This is a genomic window from Amycolatopsis sp. NPDC004378, assembly GCF_053602455.1.
Window position 1 is genome coordinate 323,793 of sequence record NZ_JBSGDR010000002.1, and the last position, 24,184, is coordinate 347,976.

14 protein-coding genes are annotated in these 24,184 nt (G+C 72.9%); 9 read left to right on the forward strand and 5 right to left on the reverse strand.

The features are described 5' to 3' along the window. Positions 1 to 63 precede the first annotated feature (63 nt). Positions 64 to 969, reverse strand: coding sequence for a hypothetical protein (locus ACWEN0_RS09220; RefSeq protein ID WP_451972031.1), 906 nt, complete (start codon positions 967 to 969; stop codon positions 64 to 66). Between the two features lie 516 nt (positions 970 to 1,485). On the opposite strand from ACWEN0_RS09220, the gene ACWEN0_RS09225 reads away from it, so the two are divergent. The 6 genes from ACWEN0_RS09225 to ACWEN0_RS09250 are packed head-to-tail and all read left to right on the forward strand — an operon-like array spanning position 1,486 to position 14,627. After that, a complete protein-coding gene (locus ACWEN0_RS09225) occupies positions 1,486 to 5,724 on the forward strand; it encodes a toxin glutamine deamidase domain-containing protein (protein ID WP_451971973.1) in 4,239 nt (1,412 codons plus the stop codon). Then, positions 5,725 to 6,159: a hypothetical protein gene (locus ACWEN0_RS09230; protein ID WP_451970719.1), complete on the forward strand. Its 435-nt coding sequence runs from the start codon at positions 5,725 to 5,727 to the stop codon at positions 6,157 to 6,159. Beyond that, positions 6,156 to 7,571: a TNT domain-containing protein gene (locus ACWEN0_RS09235; RefSeq protein ID WP_451970722.1), complete on the forward strand. Its 1,416-nt coding sequence runs from the start codon at positions 6,156 to 6,158 to the stop codon at positions 7,569 to 7,571. Before ACWEN0_RS09230 ends, ACWEN0_RS09235 begins: the two co-directional genes overlap by 4 nt. Beyond that, positions 7,572 to 9,815 carry an ADP-ribosylglycohydrolase family protein gene (locus ACWEN0_RS09240; RefSeq protein ID WP_451970725.1) on the forward strand — a complete coding sequence of 748 codons (2,244 nt, stop codon included), beginning with the start codon at positions 7,572 to 7,574 and terminating at the stop codon, positions 9,813 to 9,815. It begins immediately after the preceding gene. 16 nt (positions 9,816 to 9,831) lie between these two features. Beyond that, a complete protein-coding gene (locus ACWEN0_RS09245; RefSeq protein WP_451970727.1) occupies positions 9,832 to 12,684 on the forward strand; it encodes an ADP-ribosylglycohydrolase family protein in 2,853 nt (950 codons plus the stop codon). A gap of 35 nt (positions 12,685 to 12,719) precedes the next feature. Next, a complete protein-coding gene (locus ACWEN0_RS09250) occupies positions 12,720 to 14,627 on the forward strand; it encodes a TNT domain-containing protein (protein ID WP_451970730.1) in 1,908 nt (635 codons plus the stop codon). On the opposite strand, the gene ACWEN0_RS09255 is transcribed toward ACWEN0_RS09250, so the two are convergent. The 3 genes from ACWEN0_RS09255 to ACWEN0_RS09265 all read right to left on the reverse strand — a co-directional run bounded on the left by ACWEN0_RS09255 (position 14,614) and on the right by ACWEN0_RS09265 (position 18,338). Continuing rightward, positions 14,614 to 14,946 (reverse strand): hypothetical protein, encoded by a 333-nt coding sequence (locus ACWEN0_RS09255; RefSeq protein ID WP_451970733.1) that lies wholly within the window; start codon positions 14,944 to 14,946, stop codon positions 14,614 to 14,616. The two genes, ACWEN0_RS09250 and ACWEN0_RS09255, sit on opposite strands and share 14 nt — an antisense overlap. Before the next feature lie 518 nt (positions 14,947 to 15,464). Beyond that, positions 15,465 to 16,793, reverse strand: a complete 1,329-nt coding sequence (locus ACWEN0_RS09260; protein WP_451970736.1) for a sensor histidine kinase — start codon at positions 16,791 to 16,793, stop codon at positions 15,465 to 15,467. A 102-nt stretch (positions 16,794 to 16,895) separates the two neighbouring features. Then, positions 16,896 to 18,338, reverse strand: coding sequence for a CCA tRNA nucleotidyltransferase (locus ACWEN0_RS09265; RefSeq protein WP_451970739.1), 1,443 nt, complete (start codon positions 18,336 to 18,338; stop codon positions 16,896 to 16,898). A gap of 101 nt (positions 18,339 to 18,439) precedes the next feature. Between ACWEN0_RS09265 and ACWEN0_RS09270 the strand changes: the two genes are divergently transcribed. After that, positions 18,440 to 18,994: an NUDIX hydrolase gene (locus ACWEN0_RS09270; RefSeq protein ID WP_451970742.1), complete on the forward strand. Its 555-nt coding sequence runs from the start codon at positions 18,440 to 18,442 to the stop codon at positions 18,992 to 18,994. Continuing rightward, positions 18,991 to 21,147, forward strand: coding sequence for a DUF6049 family protein (locus ACWEN0_RS09275; RefSeq protein ID WP_451970745.1), 2,157 nt, complete (start codon positions 18,991 to 18,993; stop codon positions 21,145 to 21,147). The genes ACWEN0_RS09270 and ACWEN0_RS09275 overlap by 4 nt, the downstream gene beginning before the upstream one ends. A 124-nt stretch (positions 21,148 to 21,271) precedes the next feature. Here the strand turns inward: ACWEN0_RS09275 and ACWEN0_RS09280 are convergent, their stop codons facing one another. Further along, a complete protein-coding gene (locus ACWEN0_RS09280; protein ID WP_451970748.1) occupies positions 21,272 to 21,865 on the reverse strand; it encodes a hypothetical protein in 594 nt (197 codons plus the stop codon). Positions 21,866 to 22,264: 399 nt separating this feature from the next. Here ACWEN0_RS09280 and murJ point away from each other — a divergent pair, with 399 nt between their 5' ends. Then, on the forward strand, positions 22,265 to 24,133 hold the full coding sequence (gene murJ / locus ACWEN0_RS09285) for a murein biosynthesis integral membrane protein MurJ (RefSeq protein ID WP_451971979.1): 1,869 nt from the start codon (positions 22,265 to 22,267) through the stop codon (positions 24,131 to 24,133). Positions 24,134 to 24,184: the final 51 nt, after the last annotated feature.

A 24,184-nucleotide genomic window follows, 5' to 3' on the forward strand; every position in this document is an offset into this window, starting at 1 on the left:
GCCGACGCGGGTGCGGCACCGTTCCAAGGCGGCCAGCCCACGCCCCCACCAGCCGGCGGATTCTCACCCCCAGCAGCCGGAATGCCGAACGGCGGCGGCCCGGCCCCGCGAGCGGGCGGCCCGTCGCCCCAGCAGCCAACGCCTCCCCGCGGCGGCCAGCCACCGCAGGACCCGCGTCGGATGCCGCTGAGCGGGCGGCCGCCCCAGGGTGGGCAGCCGCCACAGCACCGTGGTTACCCGCATCAGGGTGGGCAGCGCGGTCAGGCAGCTGGGCAACCACCACACGGTCAGCCGCCGCAGGGCGGTTTGCCTGCGCATGGCGGGCAGCCGCTGCACGGTGGCCCTTCGTCGCGCAGCGAGGCTGCGCCCGGTGGTTACCCACAGCAGCCACCTCATGCCGGACAACCGCATGGCCAAGGGCAGCAGCCGTGGGGTGGCCAGCCGCAGGGCGGGCCAATGCCGCACGGCGGGCAACCGCAGGGCGGGCCAATGCCACACGGCGGGCAACCACACGGCGGGCCAGCGCCACACAGCGGCCAACCGCAGGGCGGCCAGCCGCAGCAGGGCGGGCAGCCGCAGGGCGGACATCTGCAGCAGGGTGGGCAGATCCTGCAGGGCGGGCAGATCCCGCAGGGCGGGCAGCACCCGCAAGGCGGGCAGCCGCCGCTGGGTGGCTATCCCCAGCACGGTGGGCAGCCGCCGCACGGCGGTCAGCCTCAGGTGGGTGGGCACATCCCGCATGAGGGACAGCGACCGCCGGGAAGTCAGCCTCTGCCGGGTGGGCAGCCGCCGCAAGGCGGGCAGGTCCCGCAGAGTGGGCCGCACCAGCAGGGCGGTCAGCACCCCCAAGGTGGGCAGCCGCCGCAAGGCGTGCAGCACCCGCAAAGTGGGCAGCACCAGCAGGGCGGTCAGCACCCGCAAGGTGGGCAGCACCCGCAAAGTGGGCAGCACCCGCAAAGTGGGCAACACCCGCAAAGTGGGCAACACCCGCAAAGTGGGCAACACCCGCAAAGTGGGCCTCATCCGCACGGGGGACAGGCTCCGCAGGGTGGGTTGCATCCGCAGGATCCTCGGTGGGTGCCGCCGCAGCGTCCGGCTGGTGGGCCGGGGCAGGCGCCGATGTCCGGGGGGCAGCGGCCGGCGAGTTATCCGAGTCAGCCGCGTGGACCTCAGGGGCCTGGTGGGCGGCCGCCGATGCCTCCGCCGCCTGGGCGTCCGCCGATGCCGCCGCATGATCCGCGGCTGGGGTCGCCGCAGGTTCCGCCGCCGCGGTTTGGGCCGCCGCAGGAACATCTGCCTCGGGGTCCGCAGAATCCCTTCGACCAGCCGCGGCCGGGCGAGCACGCGCCGGCGCAGCGGCGACCCGGTGAAGAGCCCGGCGCGCCCGAACGGGCGACGACCGCCGGTGAGCGGACGCGCGAAGAGGTTCCTGCGGACCAGCAGGGTGCGGCCGCGCCTGGGCGGGAAGTGCCTTCGGGTGAGCAGGTGCACGGGAGCGAGCGCCCGGCCGAGGAAGCGCCTGTACGGGAGCGGCCTGCCGCGCAGGAGCCGCCGGCGGATCGACCTGCTGAGCAGCACGCGCCTGCCGAACATGCCCCGGCGGAGCACCAGGCCGAGCTGGCAAGGCAGCCCGCCGAGCAGGCGCCAGGTCACGAGCGCCAGGCCGAGCAGACGCCGGATCATGACCAGCACGCCGAGCACCCGGAAGAGCAGGCGCCGGACCACGAGCACCAAGGCGAGCACCACGAGGAGTACGGGCAGGCCGACGTCGGGCCTGATGAGCCCTACCTCACCGATCCTCGGTTCCACACTGAGGACCCCGCTGGGGTTCGGCGGGTCGAGGACACCTTCATGGACTCCGGGCGCCAGAGTCCGGAGTCCGGTGAGTGGCGCCACGAGCAGGTTCGCCGGGAGGCTCTCGCCAAACGGGACGAGTTCCACCCCGGCATGTCCGATGACGGCGCCTTCGCCGTTCACGCCTACACCCGGTACGAGATGGTCGGGCCGCTCAACCGCGCTCTTCGGCTCGGGGGGCCTGAACTCCTTGATCTCGCGCCGCAGGCCGGGGCGCTCGTCTCCGGGCTGAACGAGCTGCCGCCGCACGTCGGGACCGTCTCCCGGCGGGTCGACTTCCAGGGGGATCCTGCGCGCCTTCAGGCCTTCCTCGCCAGGTTCGAGCCGGGCACGCACGTCACCGAGCCGTCCTTCCTCAGCTCTTCGAAGGTCGACGCCGAGCATCCGCGGAGCAACTTCCCCGGCGAAGTCGAGATGCGGATCCAATCCCAGACCGGCCGGGACGTCGAGTCCATGGCGAGCATCGGGAACGAGCGCGAGGTCCTCTTCAAGGCCGGGTCGCAGTTCGAGATCACCGGGGTCGAGAAGGGACCTGGACACCCCGAGCACCCGAACCACAAGCGGGGCGAGCCGCAATGGATCCTGCACGCCGAGGAAGTTGTGGCCGGGGATCCGCGGCACCTCGGGGACGCCGATGCGCGGCACGCGATCGACGAGCGCCGGGCTCAGGAGCGGGCCGACGAGGATCGGTTCCAGCGTGAGGCCGATGCCGAGCTCGAGCAGTTCTACGCCGAACACCCCGAGCTCAAACCCAAGAACGACCTCTTCAAGCTGCTCGGCGGGGACGAGGACGCGCCGCCACCGCCCGAGCGGCGGGCGCCGGCGACTCGTGCGCCCGAGGGTGGCTGGGCGCAGCTCGCCGAGCCGTTGACGCCGGGTGGGACGCCCGTGCTGCACGCCGGGTCCGTCGAGACGCCGCAGCAGCACGCCCGCCTGGTCCGCGACGCCGTTCCCGAGCTCGGCGCCGTCAACACCCGCAACCACTACGGCCCCGGCGAGCACGGCTTCCGGACCAACGCCGCCGAGGCGATGACCGCCTTCGACCGGCGGATGAACGGTGAGGACGTCGTCGCCGGGCCTGCTCGGGGCGAGAGTCTCAAGGGACCGTGGACCAGCCGGGGGAGCTTCGACGACGTCGCGCGCGACCTCGGGGAACGTCCCGTCGGCTCGCGGGCCGCCGTTGCCTTCGAGCACGCCGGGGGCGAGTCGCTCGTCGCCGTCGTGCACACCGAGCACGGGGTGTTGTTCGCCGATCCCGTCACCGGGCGGCTCGCCGAGCTGCCGCACGACGCCACCGGGATCCGCGAGCTGCCGCTCGGCCACCACGAGCCGCCGGCGATCGCCGATCGGCTCAACCCCGCGCCCGAACGGCTGCCGCACGACGAGGGTTACCTCTTCGACGACGGCCACCGCGGGACGCCGGCCGACCACGAGAGCATCCGCCGCGCGGTCGGCGACGAGCGCATCTACCAGGACATCCACGACCGCGCGCTCGCCCGCCGCGACGCCGCCGGCCTGCCTCTGACCGACGAAGCCGCCGTCGCGGTGCACGGCTACACGCGCGGCGAGTACGCCTACGACGTCAACGAGGCCCTGCGCCGCGGCCCCGGGCACCCCGGCTTCGACCTCGCGCAGGCGAACGCCCGCGCCATCACCGACGGCCTCAACCAGGTCCCGCGCACGTCCGGCGAGTCCGTCCGGGCGTTCGACGTCGGCGGTGACCCGCGGCTGGCCGAGCTCGTCTCCGGGCCCTACAACCCGGGTGACGTGGTCGTCGAGCCGTCCTTCTCGAGCGCGTCCATCAAGGCCGACGAGTTCTCGACCAGCAAGTTCGGCGACGACGTCGAGCTGCACGTCCGTTCGGACAACCTCCGCGACATCTCGAAGCTCGCCGAGAACCCGTCCGAGCGCGAATCGCTGTCGCCGCCCGGGACGCAGCTCCTGGTGCACGAGCGACGTCTCGAGATCACGCCCGAGGGCCGCCGGAAGTGGGTCATCGAGGCCGAGGAGATCGGTCCTGGCCACCCGCGTCACCTCGACCCCGAGGCCGCGCGGCAGAAGATGGCCGAACGGCGCGCCGAGAACGACCACAACGCGGCCGAGTTCGAACGGCGCCGGCAGGCCTCCCTGATGGAACGCCTCGGCGGCTTCGGCGAGCCGGAGCACGTGGCACCGCCACCCGAGCACCCGGCGGTCCACGACGTCGCCGACGGTCCGGCCGAGCCCCTGCCCGTCCCCGAGCCGGGGCCGGACTACTCACGGCTGGCGCGGTCGACGAACCCGCCGTCCGAACCGGCCATCCACGCCGACGGGACGACGCCGAGCGAGCGCGCGGCCTACGTCCAGGACCGCCACCCGCACCTGCGCGAGGTCAACCCGGGTTTCCACCAGCCGGGCGCCCTCGAAAACGGGTACATGTCCAACTGCACCCGCGCGCCCGAGGCGTACATGGACCGCCTTCGCGGCGGCGACATGACGGCCGAGCCCGTCCTCTTCCACGAGATGGGCACGCGCGGCACGCTCGAGCACCTCGAGGGCCGGTTCGGCGAGACGTTCTCCGAGCGCGGCAGCTACGACGACGTCATCCGCGAGATGCGGGACCGGCCGCTGGACCACCACGCCGTGGTCGCGGTGAAGTACGAAGGCCCGAACGGCGTCGAGTACGGGCACGTCGCGATGGTCGTGCACACCCGCGACGGCGTCGCGTTCATCGACCCGCAGTCCGGCGACCTCATGCACCTGCCGCAGCCGCCGAAGGGCATCAAGCTGATGCACGTCGGCACGCCGGACGAGGTCCACGTCCCGGCCGGGCACGCCGAGACGACGGAACACGGCGGGTACGGCAGCGCCCCGCAGTCGCGGCTCGACGAGCTCCTCGCCGAGCCGCGCGTCGCCGAAGCCCTCGACGGCGCCACGAAGGACTTCGTCGTCAAGGACCACGAGGGGAACTCGCAGAACCTCGGGCCGATCGGCGAGTTCGTCCGGACGCGCTTGGCGGAGCACCTGGAGTTCGTCGACCTGCTCCGCGACCCGGCCAACGAGTTCCTGACGCGCTCGCTGCTGCGCAAGCCGGAGACGATGGCCAACCTGCTGCTGCACGACGAGGCCCTCCCGATCCTCGCCGACGCCGTGCACGAGGTGCACCACCCGGACCCGGACGCCGCCCCGGTGGGCCCGGACGCCGAGCCGACGCCGCTCACGCCCGAGCAGGCGGAGACGTCGAGCGAGGTGGTCGACCAGGCCGAGGGACACCCCCAGCAGCATCGGCAGCAGGCGCCGTTCGACCTGGGCAAGCTCGGGGACGAGACGTACACGCGGGAGTACCTCGCCGAGCGCTACGAGGAAGCCGCTCGGGTCGACCGCAAGCTGAAGGAGATCCTGCCGCCGCTGGCGGAGGAGACCGGCGGCCACGCCGGGTTCCGGCCCGGGCCGAAGTCCGAGGGCCGGGCGATGGACAAGATCAACACCAACTACGACGGCGACGCGTCGAGGCTGGTCGACCTCGCGGGCGCGATGATCCAGTTCGAACGGGTGCAGGACGCCTACGCCGCCTTGGCGCGGATCGCGAACCACCCCGGCCTGGAGATCGTCGACTTCGACGACCGGTTCGCGCACCCCGCGCCGGCGGGCTACCGCGACCTGCAGATGAGCGTGCGCATCGACGGGCACGTCGCCGAACTGCGCCTGCACCTGAAGGCGCTGGACGACGTCTCGGCGTACGAACATTCGCTGTACGAGGTGCGGCGCGACCTCAAGGCGCTCCGGAAGGCCGAAGACCGGCCGTACACCGCGGAGGAACAGGCCCTGATCGACGGGCTGATCAAGCGCGAACGAGAGCTGTTCTGGGACGCGCTGCAGGGGAGTCTCTAGATGGTCCAGACGCCGTCCTACTTCGAGTACTTCAACCACGCGTTCGTGGTCGACAGCACGCCCGACGGCGGGCTCACCGGCCGGATCCTCAACTGGCGGACCGGCCGGTTCGACGAAGACAACGAACACGTCACGGACGTGCTGTTCGACCACGGCCCGGACATCCGGAGCCTCGACCGCGAGCGGTTCGTGCGCCGGACCGAGGAGGAGCGCAAGAACTACCTCCGCGGCGACGGGCCGATCTTCGCGCTCTACCGGACGATCGACGCGATCTGGGCCGCCGCGGCCGAGGAGAACCGCAAGATCACCAAGGAGGAGCGCGCGCTGATCGACTCGCTGTACCGGCGTACGTTCAAGATGTGGGAGGACGAGTTCGCCCGCCGCGACGCCGGTGAGCCGCCGACCTTCGGCTATTCCTCGACGTTGGCGCGATGATTCACGTGGAACAACGACTTTCGCCCGAAGAGCAGCGCACCGTGCTGGTGCAGCTGGGGAAGCTCGTCCGCGAGCACCGGGCCGACGCCGCCGGGCCCGCGGCCGTCGACTTCCGGCAGGTGGGCACGCACACCGAGATCGAGGGCCACAACGCGACGACGACGGCCGACATCGCGGACCTGTTCGCCGAGCTGCGCACGGGGATGTACGCCGAGGAGCGCGGCACCTGGCTGCAGGCGCGGTTCACGCTCGCCCCGGACGGCTCCTTCGACTTCGACTTCGCGCTCGACGACGATCCGGTGTGGACGGCGGCGCCACCGTCGGCCGCCTACCCGGACGAGCTGGCCGCGTTCCCGCGCGCCGACGAGCACATCCCCGACTGGTGGCGGCTACGCGCCCAGCTGCCGCTCGGCGTGGTCTTCCGGCACGCCGAGCCCGGCGGTCCGGACGTCGAGCGGCCGCCGCTGACCGACACCGAAGCGCCGCTCGTGCTGCAGTACCTCGAGCGCGAAGCCGTCGTCCACGAAGAAGACGACGAGCGCTTCCACACCGACGGCACCTGGATCTGGTCTTCGTCGGTGGCCGACCTGCTGGCCGAAAAGGGCGTCCCGCCGGAGCCGGACCTCGTCGCGCACATCCGCCGCAACCACTTCCAGCCGCCGTACGTCGAGCCGCTGGTGCGGCGGACCGCCGAAGCGGACCTGCTGGGCAAGCCGCGGCCGAAGCCGGGCCGCTCCGACGTGAAGAAGACCGGCGGTGACCTCGTCGCCGAGCTGGAGACCACGCCGGACCCGGAGCTCGGCGACGAGGAACTGCTGATCGTCCTGGTCCAGCGGCTCGGCGAGCACGGCGTCTGGCCGGAGGCGTACCGCGTCGGCGAGCGGGCCGACGGCACCTGGTGCCTCAACTTCACCGCCGAGGGCTGGGAGGTCGCCGCGTACGCCGGCGGGGAACCTCGCGAACCGAAGTACTTCGACCGGCTCGAAGACGCCGCCCAGCAGCTCCTCGGGGCGCTGCTGCTGCACCCCGCCCGGATGACCGCCGGGCACGAAACCCCGCTCGAGACCGCCCGTGAGCTCGACGACTGGCCGGTGCACCCGGCCGCGGGTGAGCCTCCCCTCACCCTGCTCCGCAACAAGCGCATCACCCGGCTCGTGGCGGGTACGGTCGTCCTGCGCTTCGGCGAGGAACCCGGCAACCTCGTCCACCACGGGGAGGTACGGTTCGCCACGACGTCGCTGCCGCTGGAACGCGAGCGGGAACGGCGGAGCTACCGGCTGAGACGCCCGCTGCACGTGATCACCGGCATCACGGTTCCGTGGGCGAACCTGCCGGGTGGCGCGGTGGCCTTCGTGCTGCCGAAGACGATCGCCGAGCACGAGTCCGACGGAAGCCTGGAGAGGATCGAGTAGGTGGAAGCGGCGGAAGCGATTGCCAAGGTCGGCCAGTGGCTGCGCGCGGTGCACGGTCCGGACGTCTCCGGTCCCGCCGGGCTCCGGGTGGACACCGAGAAGGTGCTGCGCATCCCCGAGGGCTGGTCGGTGCCCTACAACACCATCGCGTTCCTCGACGAGGGCCGGCCGGAGAAGGAGATCTTCCCGCCGCCGTCGGTCGTCGTCCGCGAACCGGACGGCGAGCTGCGGCAGGCGCACCCGCACCCCGGCGGGCTGTCGGTGCCGGTGGCGTTCCCCGGCCAGGAGAACTGGCGCGAGGTCGTCGACCCCGAGTACGTGAAGGCCGGGCTCGGTGAGCTGGGCGTGCCGCTGCAGGCCGTCGCGGGCTGGGTGAAGGTCGACGCCGAGGGCAACCAGACCGGCGAAGAGCGCGAGAACCCCGAGTACAAGGCCGGGCCGATCCGCCGCGGCTACCCGAAGCCGGAAAACACCGTCGAGACGCTGCTGTCGTTCGCCAGCGTCGGCTGGCTGACCCGCGAACTGCTGCTCATCGGCCTGATCCGGTGCGAGGTCTTCGTCCCCCTCGACCTGGAGACCGGCAAGACCGACCGGTTCTACTTCGCCGAGGAGCGCAACGAGCTCAAGGTGTTCAGCTCGACGCGGCACCTGCCCTCGCGCGAGCACGGCTGGTGGAAGGTCGACGTCGCCACGCTCGCCGAGTTCGAGCACCCGCCGAACCTGGTGATCAACGGCGGCCCGACGACGATCGAGGACGTCTCCAGCGGCGAGCTCGCCGAGATCGTCCAGCGCTTCCCTCGCCACGAGCCGCGGATCGACGTGCACGGCCGCTGCCCCGAGGCCGAGGAGGACCTGATCCGGGTCGCCGCGGACACGGCGGCGCGGATGGGCCTGCCGGATCCGGTCAAGCCGCCGCTCGCCGCCGCCGAGAAGGCCCGGCGGCGCGGCTTCGAGCTGACCGCCGAAGAGTGCGCGAAGACCGTGCTCGGCGAGTCGTGGCTGAAGCGCCTGAAGATGCCGGAGCCGCCGCGCAGCAAGCCCAACGACCTGCGCGCGAACGGCCTGGCCCCGACCTACGACAACGCCGGGCGCGCGGTGCCGAGACTCGACACCTTCGGCAAGTACTTCGAGCGGGACCTCGACGGCTTCCGCTACGGCTGGCAGCGCGTCACGGGCGCGTACGTCGGCTTCGCGCTCGGCGAGGCCCTCGGCGCGGCCGTCGACAAGATGCCGTTGCACGACATCCACGCGAAGTTCGGCATCGAAGGCGTCACCGACCTGATCCAGGCGTTCGACCAGCCGGGCCGGATCGGCTCGCTGACGCAGCGGCTGCTGTTCTACACCGAGGCCGTGATCCGCAGCCCGCACCGCGAGCAGCCCGAGTCCCGCGAGGCCGAGCAGCTCTTCCCCAGCGTCGTCCGCGGGGCACTGCAGCGCTGGCTGCGGACGCAGGGCGCGCCGATGGAGAGCGCGGACGGCTGGCTCGTGCAGGTCGCGGACCTGCACGCCCGCCGCGACGCCGACGACGCCGAGCTCAACGCCTACCACCAGCTCGCCACCGAGACCGGGGGCGCGCCGCCGATGACCGGCCCGGCCGCGCTGATCCCGGCGCTGCCCGCCGCGCTGACCATGGCCGGCCCCGGCAGCGGCTTCAGCGGCGGCGCCCGCCAGGCCGTGCGCGACCTCGCCGGCGTCACGCACCCGACCGAGCCCGACCTCTCCGCCGCGACCTACCTGACCTGGCTGTTCGAGCACGCGCTGACCAAGGAGGCGTTCAGCTTCCCGATCTGGAACCTCAGCCGCGAGGTGCTCAACCCGGACAACCAGTACCAGCAGGGTCCGGAGTGGACGGCGATCAAGGACATGGTCGCCGAGTCCGTGCCGTTCTTCGGCGAGCACGGGCTGCCCGACCTGCGGATGCCCGAGCTGATCGGGGACGGCCAGTCGACGCTCTCGGTCCTCGGACGCGCCTTCGCCGCGTTGTCGGGCTTCGAGAACTACCCGGAACAGGCGCTGCTTCGGGCCATCAACCACTCCGGCCGCAGCGCGCTCACCGGCGCGATCGCCGGTGCCCTGCTCGGCGCGCGCACGGGGATCCCCGGGCTGCCGCAGAAGTGGGTCGACCAGCTGGAGCTGCGTTACGTGGTGGAGAACGTCGCCTCGGACGCCTACTGGCACTTCGACCGGCACTCCGCGCTGAGCGCGCTCGGCGACCAGTGGATCGAGCGGTACCCGCGGCATTAGCCCGAGGATGGGGAGCATGACAGAAAGCGACGAGGGCTTCGTCGAATGGCGGCCCGACGTCGACCCGGAGTTCGACGAGAAGGCGGGCCGCGACCTCGGCATCCCGGTTCGCGCCATCCGCGGCTGGACGCAGTACACGCTGTTCGGCGAGCCGACGGGTCCGCACCGCGGCAACGAGCAGTACACGCCCGGCCCGGTGTGGCGCGGCTTCCCGGTGCCCACGACCGACGCCGAAAAGCTGCTGGGTTACCTGGGCGCGAACTGGATCAGCCGGGCCGAGTTCGTCCGGGCCCTGCTGGACACCGAGGTGCTGGTCCCGACGCCGGACGGCGAGCCGCTGGTGCGCCCGGTGCCCGGCACGAACGGCCACGAGGTGATCGCCTACAGCTCGTCGGCGAAGGTGCCCGGGCGCTACCCGCACCGGTGGCGGGTCGCGGTTCGCGAACTGCTGGCGGACCGGCCCTCGACCGGGCTGACCCTCGACCCCGGCACCGGACTGGCCCGCAGCCTCACGGCGGCCGAGCTGGCCGGCGTCGAGCCCGGTGAGCCGCGCGCCAAGGTGGACCACCCCGCGCCCGAAGCCGGGCCGGAGGTCGCCGAGGCGCTGCCGGCGCTGGTCGCGGAGTTCGGCGTCGAACCGCCGGACCTGCTCGAACGGCACCTCCGGTACGCGGTCAACCACGCCCGCGACTACCACTTCGAGCTGTCGCCCGAGGACTGCCTCCGGTACCTGCGCGGGTTCGCCTGGCAGTACCGCAACGGTGTCCGCCGCCGGGCCGGCCAGGACCCGGAATGGCCTGCCGACCTGGCCGCGAACGGTCTCGTCGCGCACGTCGGCGAGGACGCGCGGCCACGGCCGGTGCCGTGGACGTTCGGCAAGTTCTCCGCCTTCGGCACGCCTGCCGGGCGCTTCGCGTGGCACCGGATCGTCGGCGCGTACGTCGGCTTCGCCATCGGTGACGCGCTCGGCGGCGGCGCCGACCCGGCGGGCCCGCTGCCGATGGGCGGCCTGACGCGGCACCTGCTCTTCCACACCGACGCCGTGCTGCGCGGCCTGCCGCCGGTGCCGTCCGGCGAGGTGCCCGCCACCCTGCCCGAGCCGGACCCGGTCGGCTGGCTGGCCGTCGCGACCCGGCACGCGGGTCCCGCGCCCGCCGAGTTCTCCGCGTTGCTGGCCACGGCCTTGGCCGCGACGCCGGCCGGAGCGGTCGCCCTGGCGGACGTCGACGGCGAGCAGTACGCGAAGGACGTCGCCCGCGAGCTGACCGGCAGCGCGGCCGGCGCGGAGGTCACCGAGGGCGTCGAGCTGCTGATCGCGCTCTTCCAGGCCCTGCTCACGCGCGACGCGTTCGCGCTGCCCGTCCACCTGCGGCTGCAGGAGATCGGCGGCGACCTGGCGGAGTCGACGCTGGCGCTGCGCGAGGACCGCGACGCCGACGACGTGACGCAGCTGGAGAGCATCGGCGACGGCCGGAGCGTGCGGTCGGTGCTCGGCCGCGCGCTGTTCGCCGCGGCCAAGCGCGGCTACGACCCGGAAGCGGCGATCAGGCTCGCCGCACGGTCCGGCCCGGTCGCGGGCGCGCTCGCCGGGGCCCTCGTCGGTGCCCGGGCCGGCGTGCCCGGCCTGCCGTCGGCCGCGCGGCTGGCCGACCTCGGTCTGCTCGACGACGTCGGCAGCGACGTCTTCTGGTACTTCAACCGCAACGGCCTCCAGACGGAGACCGCGGAGCACGCGCGCTGGGAGCGCCGGTACCCGAGCGGCCGGTTCACCCCGGCGCCGGCGGGACCGGGCCTGCGTTCGCGGCTGCGGGGCAGCCTGCTGGCCGGGGCGATCGGCGACGCGCTGGGCGCGAAGACGGAGTTCGACTCCATCGACCGGATCCGCGAGATCGCCGGGCCGGCCGGGATCACCGACTTCATCCCCGCGTACGGCGGCATCGGCCGGATCACCGACGACACGCAGATGACGCTCTTCACGCTCGAAGCGCTGATCAGGGCGCACGCCCAACGGCGGCGGACGGGCGCCGCGGACGTCGTGCACTCACTGCAGATGGCCTACCAGCGCTGGCTGCACACGCAGGGCGTCGCGTGGGACCGGGCGCGCGGGCCGCAGTCGACGGTCGAGGCGCCGGACGGCTGGCTGATCACCCACCAGGACCTGTTCAGCCGGCGCGCGCCGGGCCTGACCTGCTTTGGCGAGCTCGAGGCGTACGGCCGCGCGGGTGTCCGGGGCAGCATCGAACGGCCGGTGAACAACTCGAAGGGCTGCGGCGGCGTGATGCGCGCGGCGCCGGTCGCGCTGTGGTCGGACGACCTCGCCGAGGTGTTCCGGCTCGGTGCCGAGAGCGCGGCGCTGACCCACGGTCACCCGAGCGGGTATTTGTCGTCGGGCTGCTTCGCGGTGCTCGTCCACGGGCTGCTGCACGGCAAGCCGCTGCTCGACGCCCTCGCGGCGGCACGCGACGAGCTCGTGAAGCACCCGGGGCACGAGGAGCAGAGCGCGGCGCTCGACGCGGCCCTGGCGCTGGCGGAACAAGGACCGCCGACGCCGGAGAAGCTCGAAACGCTCGGGCAGGGCAACGTCGGCGAGACCGCGCTGTCGATGTCCGTGTACGTCGCGCTGACCACCACGGACGCCGACTCGGCGTTGCTCGCGGCGGTCAACCACAGCGGGGACAGCGACTCGACCGGCTCGGTCTGCGGCAACCTCGTCGGCGCGATGTACGGCGAAGAAGCCCTGCGGAAGAGCTGGCTGGAGCAGCTGGAGCTCCGCGACGTCATCGTCGGCCTGGCGGACGACGCGATCGCCGAGTTCGGCCCGGATGCGCCGGGCGACGACCGGTGGTTCGCTCGGTACCCGGTCGACTAAGTTTTCTGGGGTCACTGGGGACGGGGAGGACGAACGTGCGTTACCGGGTTGAGGTGGCCGACCGCCCGGACGGCCTGTACGCGACGTGGGGCGAGGGGACGTTCCGCGCGCAACGGTCGACCACGGACGGCACCGTGCTGCTGTCGGTACTGCCGGAGGAAGAGCCGCCGGAAGGCTTCGACAAGGAGCACGACGGCCGGCCGGCGAAGGTCGTGCCGGCGAGCGAAGTGCCGTCGACGTTCACGCTGCGCACCTTCTGCGAGTTCGACGACGAGGTCTTCGAGGTCGCGCCGGGCGACCGGCCGGAGCTGACCCTGCGCTGGGTCCGCGACGACGCCGCCCGCGCGGCGCAGCTGGGCCTGACCGACTTCTCGGTCACGGTGCCCGCCAAGCAGGTCACCGCGCTGTGGCAGGCGCGGCAGGACTTCACCGAGACGCCGGAGGCGCGGCCGCAGCCGGGCGCCGGCGACCAGAACGCGCTGCTGCGCGCCATCGGCCGGACGCTGCTGCACACGGTGCCCGGCGGCTGGGTCCGCGTCGGCGCGCAGTTCCGGCAGGTCGGGGACTACTCCGAGATCGAGGTCCGCGCGGTCGGCGACGAAGACGGCCCGGTGTCGGTCTCGCTGCCCGCGGTGCCGCGGCTCGGCGGGCTCTTCGCGCGGCTGCGCGCGGCGATGTTCCAGGCCGAAGCCGGCACCTGGTTCCAGGGCACGTTCACGCTCGACTCGGCGTCGCAGTTCGACTTCGACTTCGACGCCGACCGCGAGCCGGACTGGCGGGTGCCGCCCAACGACGGCGGCCGCCCGTCGACCGCGGCCTACGAGCTGGAGCTGGCGACCTACCCGCGAGCGCCGAAGCACCTGCCGGCGTGGCTCACCGCCAAGGCCGGGCAGCCGCTCGACACGGTGTTCCGGCACGCGCGGCCCGCCGACTCGCACGCCGAGGGCGAGCGCCCGGTCGTCAACCGGCCGCCGGTGCCGCCGGACCAGGTCCGCGGGGTGCTCGACTACCTGTTCCGCTCGCCGGTCGCGGCGCACCGGCCCGCACCGCTGCCGGACATCTTCGGCGCGCCGGGCGCGAAGCCGGACGTGCCGAACGCGTTCCACACCGACGGCACCTGGATCTGGCCCGCCGCCGTGCCGCACTACCTGCGCAAGTACGGCGTGCCGCCGGAGCCGGAGCTGGTCGAGCACATCCGCGCCGCCGGGTTCCGGCCGCCGTTCGTCGGGGAGCTCGTCCGCGCGACGGCGGAAGCGGAGGTCCTCGGCCAGCCGCGGCCGCCGCAGACGAGCGCCGACCTGCCGGACGAGCGCACGCTGACCCGCGTCGCCCGCGGCGAGCAGGTGCGAACCCTGCGGGGCGCGGAGTCCCTGGAGCTGCTGCAGCAGCGGCTCAACGAGCACGGTGTCCCGGCCGCGGCCTACAAGATCGGCGCCGGTGAGGTGCCCGCCGAGGGCGTCTGGACGCTGCGCCGCGCGGAGAACGGCTGGGAGGTCTCGCGGCCCCCGGTCGACGAGCCGGTGGCGTTCGGCTCGCTCGGCGACGCCGCCCGCTACCTCCTCGGCGTGCTGCTGATGCTGCCGCCACGGCCGGCCGAAGAGTCCGACCAGCCCACCGACTGGCCGATCCTGCCGATGCGCGGCGAACCGCCGTTGAACTTCTACCGCGGCAAGCGGCTGATCGTGCTCACGCCGGGCACGACGGTCGTGCGGTTCGGCAACGAGACCGGCAACCTGGTGCACGCCGAAGGCGCGCGGTTCATCGACACGTCGCTGGCGTTCGACCGCGAACGCGAGAAGCGGCTCTACCGCATCCAGCGCTCGGTACGGGTGCTGACCGGAGTGACGGCGCCGTGGCAGGCGATGCCGGGCGGCGCGGTGGCGTACCTGCTGCCGCGGCCGATCGCCCAGCACGTCGAGGCGGGCTCGCTCAGCAGGCTGTGACCAGGACGGCGGGCGCCCACCAGTAGTCGGCGAGCGGTTCGACGCCGACCTCGGTGAAGCCCGCCGTCTTCAGCTGCTCGGCCCAGGCCTCGGCCGGCTGTTCCCAGTTCGTCCGCTCCTCGCCGGAGACGATCCCGAGCAGCACCGGCAGCAGGAAACCCTGCGCGACCAGGGACGCGTCGGCGCCGTACTCGGCGACGCCCCGCTCGTAGCGCGCGACGAGCGAGCGCAGGTGCTCCGGCGAGCCTTCGGTGAACTCGGGGACGTCGAACTCGGCGAGCACCAGCGTCCCGGTGCGCGGCTGGAGGGCACGCAGCACCTCGGCGCGCTGCTCCGGCTCGATCGACTGCAGTGCGAACGTCGACTGCGTGAAGTCCCAGCCGAGGTCGTCGCGGGCGAGGAACTCCTGCGCGGTCGCCAGCAGCCGGCCGACGGCACGCGCTCGCGGACGCCGTCGAGCAGCGCGGCCGACGGCTCGACCAGGTCGATCCGGTTGGGCGTGTGGGCGGCCTGCGCGAGCGCGGGCACCACGGCCAGGCCGTCACCGCAGCCCAGGTCGAGCAGCGATTCCGGCTCGACGGCGTCGTAGCGCGCGGCCAGCTCTTCGCTCAGCCGGCGGTAGAGCTCGACGTTGCCGCCGCCGCGGATGAACGCCGTGAACGCCTCCGGCTGGTCGTACACGGGTCCCGAACGGTCCCCGGCCAGGTGGATCCGCAGCTCCCCGGCGAGCGGCGAGCCGGACCGGCGGGCGAGTTCGGCGGCCTGGTCGCGGTCACCGGAGCGGTAGGCGGCGAGGGCGTCGGCGAGCAGCTCGATCGAGGTCATGATCCGGGGATATCAGAAGGGCACCCACAACGTCACCCGCGTGCCGCCCCCGGCGAGTCCCGACTCGACCCGCGACGTCCCGCCGACCTCCGCCAGCCGCGCGGTGATCGACTCGCTGATGCCGAAGCCCGCCGGGTGGTCGGCCGCGCTGAAGCCGCTGCCGTGGTCGCGGGTGATGACGGCGATCCCGCCGTCGCGCTCCTCGACCCGCACGACCACGCGGTCGGTGCCGGAGTGCTTCATCGTGTTCCGCAGCGCCTCGCGCACCGCGTCGCGGATGGCGATCTGGCGGACCTCGGACAGCGTGTCGTCGTCCAGTTCGGCCACCACGAGCTGGGCGCGCAGGCCGTCGCGCGCCATCTCGGCGGCGAGCGCGGCGAGCTTTTCGCCCAGCGGCCGGGCGCCGTCCTCGGCCCGCTCGGACGCCGCCGACTCGATCGTGTGCCGGATCTCCATCGCCTGCGCCCGCGCCAGCCGCTGGATCTCGACGAGCCGTTCTTCGGCGTTCGACGTGCCGGACAACGCCATCGCCTCGAGCGTCTGCAGCACGGTGTCGTGCAGCATGCGGTGCTGCTGGGCACGCTCGGCGAGCCGGCCGTTGCGGGTGCCGTAGGCCAGGGCCAGCCGCGTGCCGAGCCCGGTCAGCACCAGCGCGGCCGTGGCCAGGAACAGCTCGGCCAGCAGCGCCGAGTACGTCGAGAAGGCGGCGCCGACGTGGAACTGGCCGGTGTTGACCCAGTTCGCCAGCATCCGCAGCGGGAAGCTGAGCAGGCCGAACACCAGCCCGCTCGGGACGCCGAGGGCGAGCGTCAGCAGCCCCGCCTCGCCGAAGAGGTGGACGCTGCTGACCGCCAGCGCGTCGAAGTACGCGCCGGACGGCACGGTCAGCGCGAGGGCCAGCGGCGAAAGCACGGTGAAGACGAGGTCGGCGGCCAGCAGCTTCCCGGCGTCCCGCCCGCGGAACGGCGCCGAGCGGAACATCCAGCGGAAGCCGATCACGTTCACCGCGACCGAGAGCAGAGTGAACAGCCCGACCGGCAGCAGCCCGGTCGTGCCGTGCTGGAAGACGTAGACGCCGAACTGGCCGGGCACCGCGAGCAGCCGGTAGGCCAGCGGGATGAGCACGACATAACGGGTGGCGCGCAGCAGCAGGCCGTCCCGCCGGGCCGGGTCGATCGGCCCGGCGATCTTCGAGATCCGCTTCAGCGCGTGGATCGGGGTCGGGTCGCCGATCTCGTCCGAAAGCTCGCTGGTCGCCGTCGCGATCGCGGGCGCGCCCTGCCGGAGCAGCGCCACGAAGAAGCTGCCCGGTTTGGGCGGCCCGGGCGCTTCCGTGGACATCGGACGGACAACCCCCTGGTCACGTCGGTGAACCGAGGTTAGGGAGTATCACCGATCCGCGACGGCCAGGTCCAGCGATCCACGGAATTCGGCGTGAATCGGTCAGGATTTCCCGATTCCCTGCTCAGCGGCCCACTTCTTCAGCTCCGCGACGGCGTCGTCGTGCTCCAGCGGCCCGCGGTCCAGGCGCAGCTCCTTGAGGAACTTCCACGCCTTGCCGACGTCCGGCCCCGGTTTGATGCCCAGCAGCTCCATGATCTGCTCGCCGTTGAGGTCCGGCCGCACGCGGTCGAGGTCCTCCTTGGCCTTGAGCGCGGTGATGCGGGCCTCGAGGTCGTCGTACGTCGCCTGCAGCGCCGCGGCCTTCCGGCGGTTGCGGGTGGTGCAGTCGGCGCGGACGAGCTTGTGCAGCCGGGTCAGCAGGGGCCCGGCGTCGGTGACGTACCGGCGGACCGCCGAGTCCGTCCACTCGCCCTTGCCGTAGCCGTGGAACCGCAGGTGGAGGAACACGAGCTGGGAGACGTCGTCGACGATCTCCTTCGAGTACTTCAGGGCCCGCAAACGTTTGCGGGCCATCCGCGCCCCGACGACCTCGTGGTGGTGGAAGCTCACCCCGCCGCCCGGCTGGAACTCCCGCGTCGCCGGCTTGCCGACGTCGTGCAGCAGCGCCGCCAGCCGCAGGATCAGGTCCGGCTCCGACGTCGGCTCGTGCGTCTTCTCCAGGTCGATCGCCTGGGCCAGCACGGTCAGCGAGTGCTGGTAGACGTCCTTGTGCTGGTGGTGCTCGTCGATCGCCAGCCGCATCCCGGTGACCTCGGGCAGCACCCGGTCGGCCAGCCCGGTGTCGGCCAGCAGCTCCAGGCCCGGCCGCGGGTCGTCGGCCAGCAGCAGCTTCGACAGCTCGGCCTGCACGCGCTCGGCGGTGATCCGGTCGATCTCGCCCGCCATCGCGGTCATCGCGTCGACCACCCGCGGCGCCGCCGTGAAGCCCAGCTGCGCGGCGAACCGGGCGGCCCGCAGCATCCGCAGCGGGTCGTCGGCGAACGACTCCTGCGGCGTCGCCGGTGTGTCGAGCACCTTCTCCCGCAGCGCGCTCAGCCCGTCGTGCGGGTCGATGAACGTCTTGGTCGCCAGCTCGACGGCCATCGCGTTGACCGTGAAGTCGCGGCGCAGCAGGTCACCCTCGATGCTGTCGCCGAAGGTGACCTCGGGGTTGCGGCCCACGCGGTCGTAGCTGTCGGCCCGGAACGTCGTGATCTCGAGCTGCATGCCCTTCTTCGTGACGCCGACCGTGCCGAACGCGATGCCGACGTCCCAGACCGCGTCGCCCCACTCGCTGACGATCTTCAGCACCCGGTCGGGCCGCGCGTCCGTGGTGAAGTCGAGGTCGCCGGAGCGCCGGCCGAGCAGCGCGTCGCGCACGCTGCCGCCGACGAGGTACAGGCGGTGTCCCGCCCTGGCGAACCTCTCGGCCAGTTCGTCCGCCAGGGGGGAGAGCCGCATCAGCTCGACCACCGCGTTCTCCTTGGCGACCACGTCGTTCACGAAAATCCCACTACGTTCCAGGTGCGATTTACTACAGGCACCACCGGACAGGACACGGAGAGCCAGCCTACCGGGGCAACCGTTTGCTCTAGCATCGCAGCATGTCTGGATCAGCCGGCCGCCCCGGCGCCTCGAAGCCGCGCAGGCGGCGCAGGCGTCAGCGCGGCAGGCGTCTGACCACGGTCGACGAGACGTCGGCCGGTGGCCTCGTGGTGGACGCCGAGCGCGAACAGGCGGTGCTGATCGGCCGGCTGGACCGGCACGGCAGACTGCTCTGGTCGCTGCCCAAGGGCCACATCGAGGACGGTGAGACAGTGGAGCAGACCGCCGTGCGCGAGGTGCGGGAGGAAACCGGCATCGACGCGCGGGTGCTGCGCCCGCTGGGGACCATCGACTACTGGTTCGTGGCGGAGCGGCGGCGCATCCACAAGACCGTGCACCACTTCCTGCTCGAAGCGCTCGGCGGCGAGCTGTCCGACGAAGACGTCGAGGTCACCGAGGTGGCCTGGGTCCCGCTGGCCGAGCTGGAGACCAAGCTGGCCTACTCCGACGAGCGGAAGCTCGTCCGGAAGGCCGGCCCACTGATCGAGGAACTTTTCGCGCGCCCGGACGTCCACGGACGAGACGAGCACGCCCCTGAGGGAGCCCCCGAGTGAAGCGGTTCGCCGCAGCCTTCCTTTCCGTCCTCTTCCTGGCCGTCCCCGCCCTCGCCGGGGCCACCGTGGCCCAGGCGGAGGAAGGCGCCCGCCTTCGCGTCGACCTGACGCAGCTCAACCCGCGCGTCATCACGAGCTCGACGACGACGTTGACCGTCGCCGGCAAGGTGACCAACACCGGCGACCGGAAGGTCACGCGCCCGCAGGTCCGCCTGCAGGTCGGCGACCGGCAGACGACGTCCCGCGGGATCGGCGACGTGCTCTCCGGCGCCGTCATCAAGGACTCCCCGCTGACCGAGTTCACCTCGCTCGCGGACGTGCTGGAGCCGGGACAGAGCGCGCCCCTGGCCATCACCGTGAACCTGACCGGCGCGAAGGCGGCGCAGCTCAGCCGCCCCGGCGTCTACCCGCTGCTGGTGAACGTGAACGGGACGCCCGAGTTCGGCGGGCCGGCGCGGCTGGCCGCGGTCAGCATGCTGATGCCCGTGCTGTCCGGGGCGGGCAAAACGGCCGGGCATTCGTCGGCGGGCGCGCCGAGCATGACCCTGCTCTGGCCGCTGACCAGCAGCGTCCCGCAGGTCTACGCGGCGCCGTTCGGCCAGCCGCTGGTGCTGCGCGACGACCGGCTGGCCGACGAGATCGGCCCCGACGGCCGGCTGAACGCGCTGGTCACGTCCGCGTCGACGGCCGTGCAGAGCGACCCGAACCTCGCCCGGTCCATGTGCTTCGCGCTCGACCCGGACCTGCTGGCCACGGTCGAGGCGATGAGCGGCGGCTACCAGGTCCACACGGACGCCGGGAACGTCGCCGGCAAGGGCGCCGAGACCGCGAAGACGTGGCTCGCGTCACTCCGGGCGCTGCTCGTCGGCCGCTGCGCGGTGGCGATGCCGTTCGCCGACGCCGACCTGAACACCGTCTCGCAGATCCGTCCCGGCGACACCTCGCTGGTGACCCGCGCGGCCGCGGGCGCGGCGACGATCCAGCAGCTGGCCGGCGTCACGCCGCAGACCGGGGTGCTCTGGCCGGACGGCACGCTCAACGAAGCGGTGCTCACCGCGCTGACCCAGGCCGGCGTCCGCACGGTGCTCACGGACGCGGGGAGGCTCGCGCCCGCCGCGGCCGGCGGCGGGGTCACCGTGCAGGGCAGTACCGTGCGGGCCCAGCCGACCGACTCGCTGATCTCCTCGGCCATGACGGGCGTGCCGAGCGTGCCCGACTCAGTCACCGTCGCGGCCAGCACCGAGCGGGCCATCTCGAGCCAGAACGGGCTCGGCGCCCTCGCCTTCCGCGCCGGCCTCGGCCAGCCCGCCGGGCAGGAGCGCCCCGACCACCTGCTCGTCGCGCCGCCCCGGCGGTGGGACGCCCCGGCCGCCGAGCTCACGGCGTACCTGCAGCAGGTCGGCAACTACCTCAACGCCGGGCTGGTCACGGCGACCTCGCTCCCGACGCTGCTGGCCGCCGACCCGGGCGGCTCCAGCGCGGTCGGCGACGGCGGGGAGAACCCGGACGCGAGCACCGACCCGTCGGTCGTCTCGACCCTCGCGGACATCGACGGCAAGGCCGCCGGGATGGCCTCCTCGATGCAGCTCGACCCCACCAAACGGGTGAAACCGGACGACGTCGTCGCCCCGGTCCGGCTGGCCGAGTTGCGCGGCGCGTCGGCCGGCTGGCGGGGCCTGCCCGCCGACGCGGCCACCGCGAACGCGACCGCCGAGATCACGGCGATCAGCTCACGGGTGACCGTCTCCCAGCCGCAGCAGACGATCGCGCTGGCGTCGGGCAACTCGCCACTGCCGGTGTACGTGGTCAACGACCTCCCGGTCGGGATCACGGCCCGGTTCACCCTGGACAACAACACCGGCCTGCGTGCGGACGACACGAGCGTCCGCTCGTTCCCGGCGGGCGGCGGCCGGAACTACTTCCTCCCGGTCGAGGCGCTGCGGGCCGGCCGGTTCAGCGTCGATGTGTCGTTGAGCACGCCCACCGGTACCCCGCTCGGGTCACCCGCGCGGTTCGAACTGACGTCCACCGAGTACGGCGCGATCACCATCATCGCGACCGTTGCCGCAGGTGTGGCGCTGCTCCTGCTCGCCTCGCGCCGGATCTACCGGCGGGTGAAGGACGCCCGCGCGGGTCGCGACATAGTGGACTGATCGGTCGGGGTTCGCGTGTTCCGGGCGGTTCCCGATTACCCTTGGTCCGCACGTGCGCGGCACCGGGCCGCGGCACCGGAGACGAGCACCGAGGATTGGGCACGCGTTGGAGAGAGAGCCGGGCTTACCACCCGAGCGTGCGAGTCGTCCTCGGCGCGAAGGCGCTCCGCCCCCGCAACGGACCGACGGGCCGCCTCGAGCGGCCCAGCCGGCCCGCCGCCAGCAGCCGCCTCCGCCACCGGAGCGCGGCCGCCGCCAGGCGCCCCGCAACGGACGCCCGCGCCAGCTCCCACCCGAAGACGCCACGGTCCGCGACCAACGCCCGATCCGCGAGGACGGCCCACCCCCGCGCGACCGCCGCCGCCGCGACGACCGGCCCCGCGAAGACCGGCCCCCGGAAGACCGCGCACCGCGCGAAGCCCGCCCGCGCCGCGAGGACCGGCCCGCCGACGACCGCCCCCACCGGGACGAACGACCTCGCGAGGACCGGCAGCGTCGCGAAGAGTGGCCCGCCGAAGATCGCCCGCGCCGTGACGAGCGGCCTCGTGACGACCGGTCGCTGGAGGACCGGCCGCGCCGCGACGAGCGCCCCCGTGAGGACTGGCCCGCCGAAGATCGGCCGCGCCGGGACGACTGGCCGCCGGAAGACCGGCTGCCGCGTGAGGACCGGCCGCCGCGCCGCGTCCCGCCACCGGGCCCGCCCCCGCGCGGCGGGCAACCGCCCCGCAACGCCGGCGGCCCGGCGCCCACCCGCATCCAGCCGGTGCCGCCGCCGCAGAACCCGGTAGGCCCGGCACCGCAGGGCCAGCCAGGCCCGCCACCGCAGAACCCGCCGGGCTCGCCGACCCAGTCGGTCCAGCCGGGCTCGCCCGGTCAGCCAGGCTCGCCGGTCCAGCAGGGCCCGCCGATCCAGCCGGGCTCACCGGTCCAGGCGGGTCTGGCAGTCCAGCCAGGCCCACCAGTCCAACCAGGCTCACCGGGCTCACCGGTGCAGCAGGGCCAGCCGGGCTCCCCGCTCCAGCCGGGCTCGCCGGGCACGCCGGTCCAGCCTGGTCCGCCGGTCCAGCAGGGCCCGCCTTCGCAGCAGGGGCGGCTCCCGCAGCCGTCCCAGCCGATGGTGCCGCCCGGGACTCCGCCGCCGGGCACGCCCGTGCCCCCGCGCGGCCGCGCGCCCCGGCGTCCGGCGCCGGTGCGGCCGTGGCAGGAGGAGGCCCAGCGCCCGCCCGACCCGGAGGCCACGCGGTTCATCCCGCGCACCGCCGGCGTCCCGATGAACTCGCGCTGGCCGGTCGCCGACCCGGACGTCATGCGCCCCTACGACGCGCTGGCCACCCAGGTCATGCCGGCCCTCAAGGGGCCGCTGGTCAAGCCGAGGCCGGACGAAGAGGCGCCGGCCAAGGCGCCGTCGCTGGCGAAGGCGTCCGGCCGGATGGCGATCGCGTCGCTGATCAGCCGGATCACCGGCTTCCTGTGGAAGCTGCTGCTGGTCGGCGCGATCGGCCAGGGCATCGCGAACGACTCGTTCAACGTCGCCAACACGATGCCGAACATCATCTTCGAGCTGCTGATGGGTGGCGTGCTCGCGAGCGTGGTGGTGCCGCTGCTCGTCCGCTCGCAGGACGAGCCCGACGGCGGCGCGGCCTACACGCAGCGCCTGATCACCGTGGCGTTCACGCTGCTGCTGGTCGGCACGCTGGTGGCGGTGGTCGCGGCGCCGGCGTTCACCAGCCTGTACGTCGACGGCTCCGGCAAGGCCAGCCCGTCGTTGACCACGGCGTTCGCCTACCTGCTGCTGCCCGAGATCTTCTTCTACGGCGTGTTCGCGCTGCTCTCGGCGGTGCTGAACGCCAAGCAGATCTTCGGCCCGACCGCGTGGGCACCGGTGATCAACAACCTGGTGGTCATCTTCACGATCCTGGTCGTCTGGGTCATGCCCGGCGACATCGACACCGCGCACCCGTCGATCACCGACCCGAAGGTGCTGACGCTCGGCATCGGCGTCACCGGCGGCATCGTCGCCCAGGCCATCCTGCTGGTCCCGCCGCTGCTGCGGTCCGGCTTCCGGTTCAAGTGGCGCTGGGGCATCGACAAGCAGATGAAGGAGTTCGGCGGCCTCGCGCTCTGGATCCTCGGGTACGTCGCGGTCAGCCAGATCGGCTACACGATCAACACGCGCGTCCTGACCAGCGGTTCACCCGGTGGTGTGACGGCCTACAGCAACGCCTGGCTGCTCTTCCAGCTGCCGTACGGCGTCATCGGCGTCTCGCTGCTGACGGCGATCATGCCGCGGATGAGCCGCGCGGCCGCCGACGGCGACCACAAGAAGCTGATCGGCGACCTGTCCTACGCGTCGCGGATCTCGACGGTGATGCTCGTCCCGATCTCCGCGGTGATGACCGTGGTCGGCGGCTCGATCGGCATCGCGCTGTTCACGTTCGGCAAGGGCACGGTCGACACGGCCGAGCGGCTCGGCGACGCCCTGGCCATCTCGGCGTTCGCACTGCTGCCGTACGCGCTGGTGATGCTCCAGATGCGCGTCTTCTACGCGATGAAGGACGCGCGGACGCCGACGCTGATCATGATCGTGATGACGCTGGTCAAGGTGCCGCTGCTGTACCTGTGCCCGGTGCTGCTGTCGCCGGACAACGTCGTGCTCGGCGTCATGATGGTCAACGCGCTGACGTTCGTCGTCGGCGCGATCCTGGGCCAGGTGTGGCTCTGGGTGACGCTGGGTAACCTGCGGAGCAAGCGGGTGATCGGCGTGATCCTCTTCACGGTCGTGGCGAGCGGGCTCGGCGTCGGCGCGGCCTGGGTGGCCGGCCAGGTCGTGCCGGACTCGTTCGGGCCGACGCTGCAGGCGTGGGTCAAGCTCTTCCTGCAGGGCATCGTCGGCATCGTCGTCTCGTTCGGCGTGCTGATGGCGCTCAAGGTGGAGGAGCTGAAACCGGCGACTTCGAGGTTCACCCGGTTGATCAAGCGGGGGTAACGATTCCGGTACGGATGGCGACGACTCCCGCGTCGTATTCTGGGTACCCTC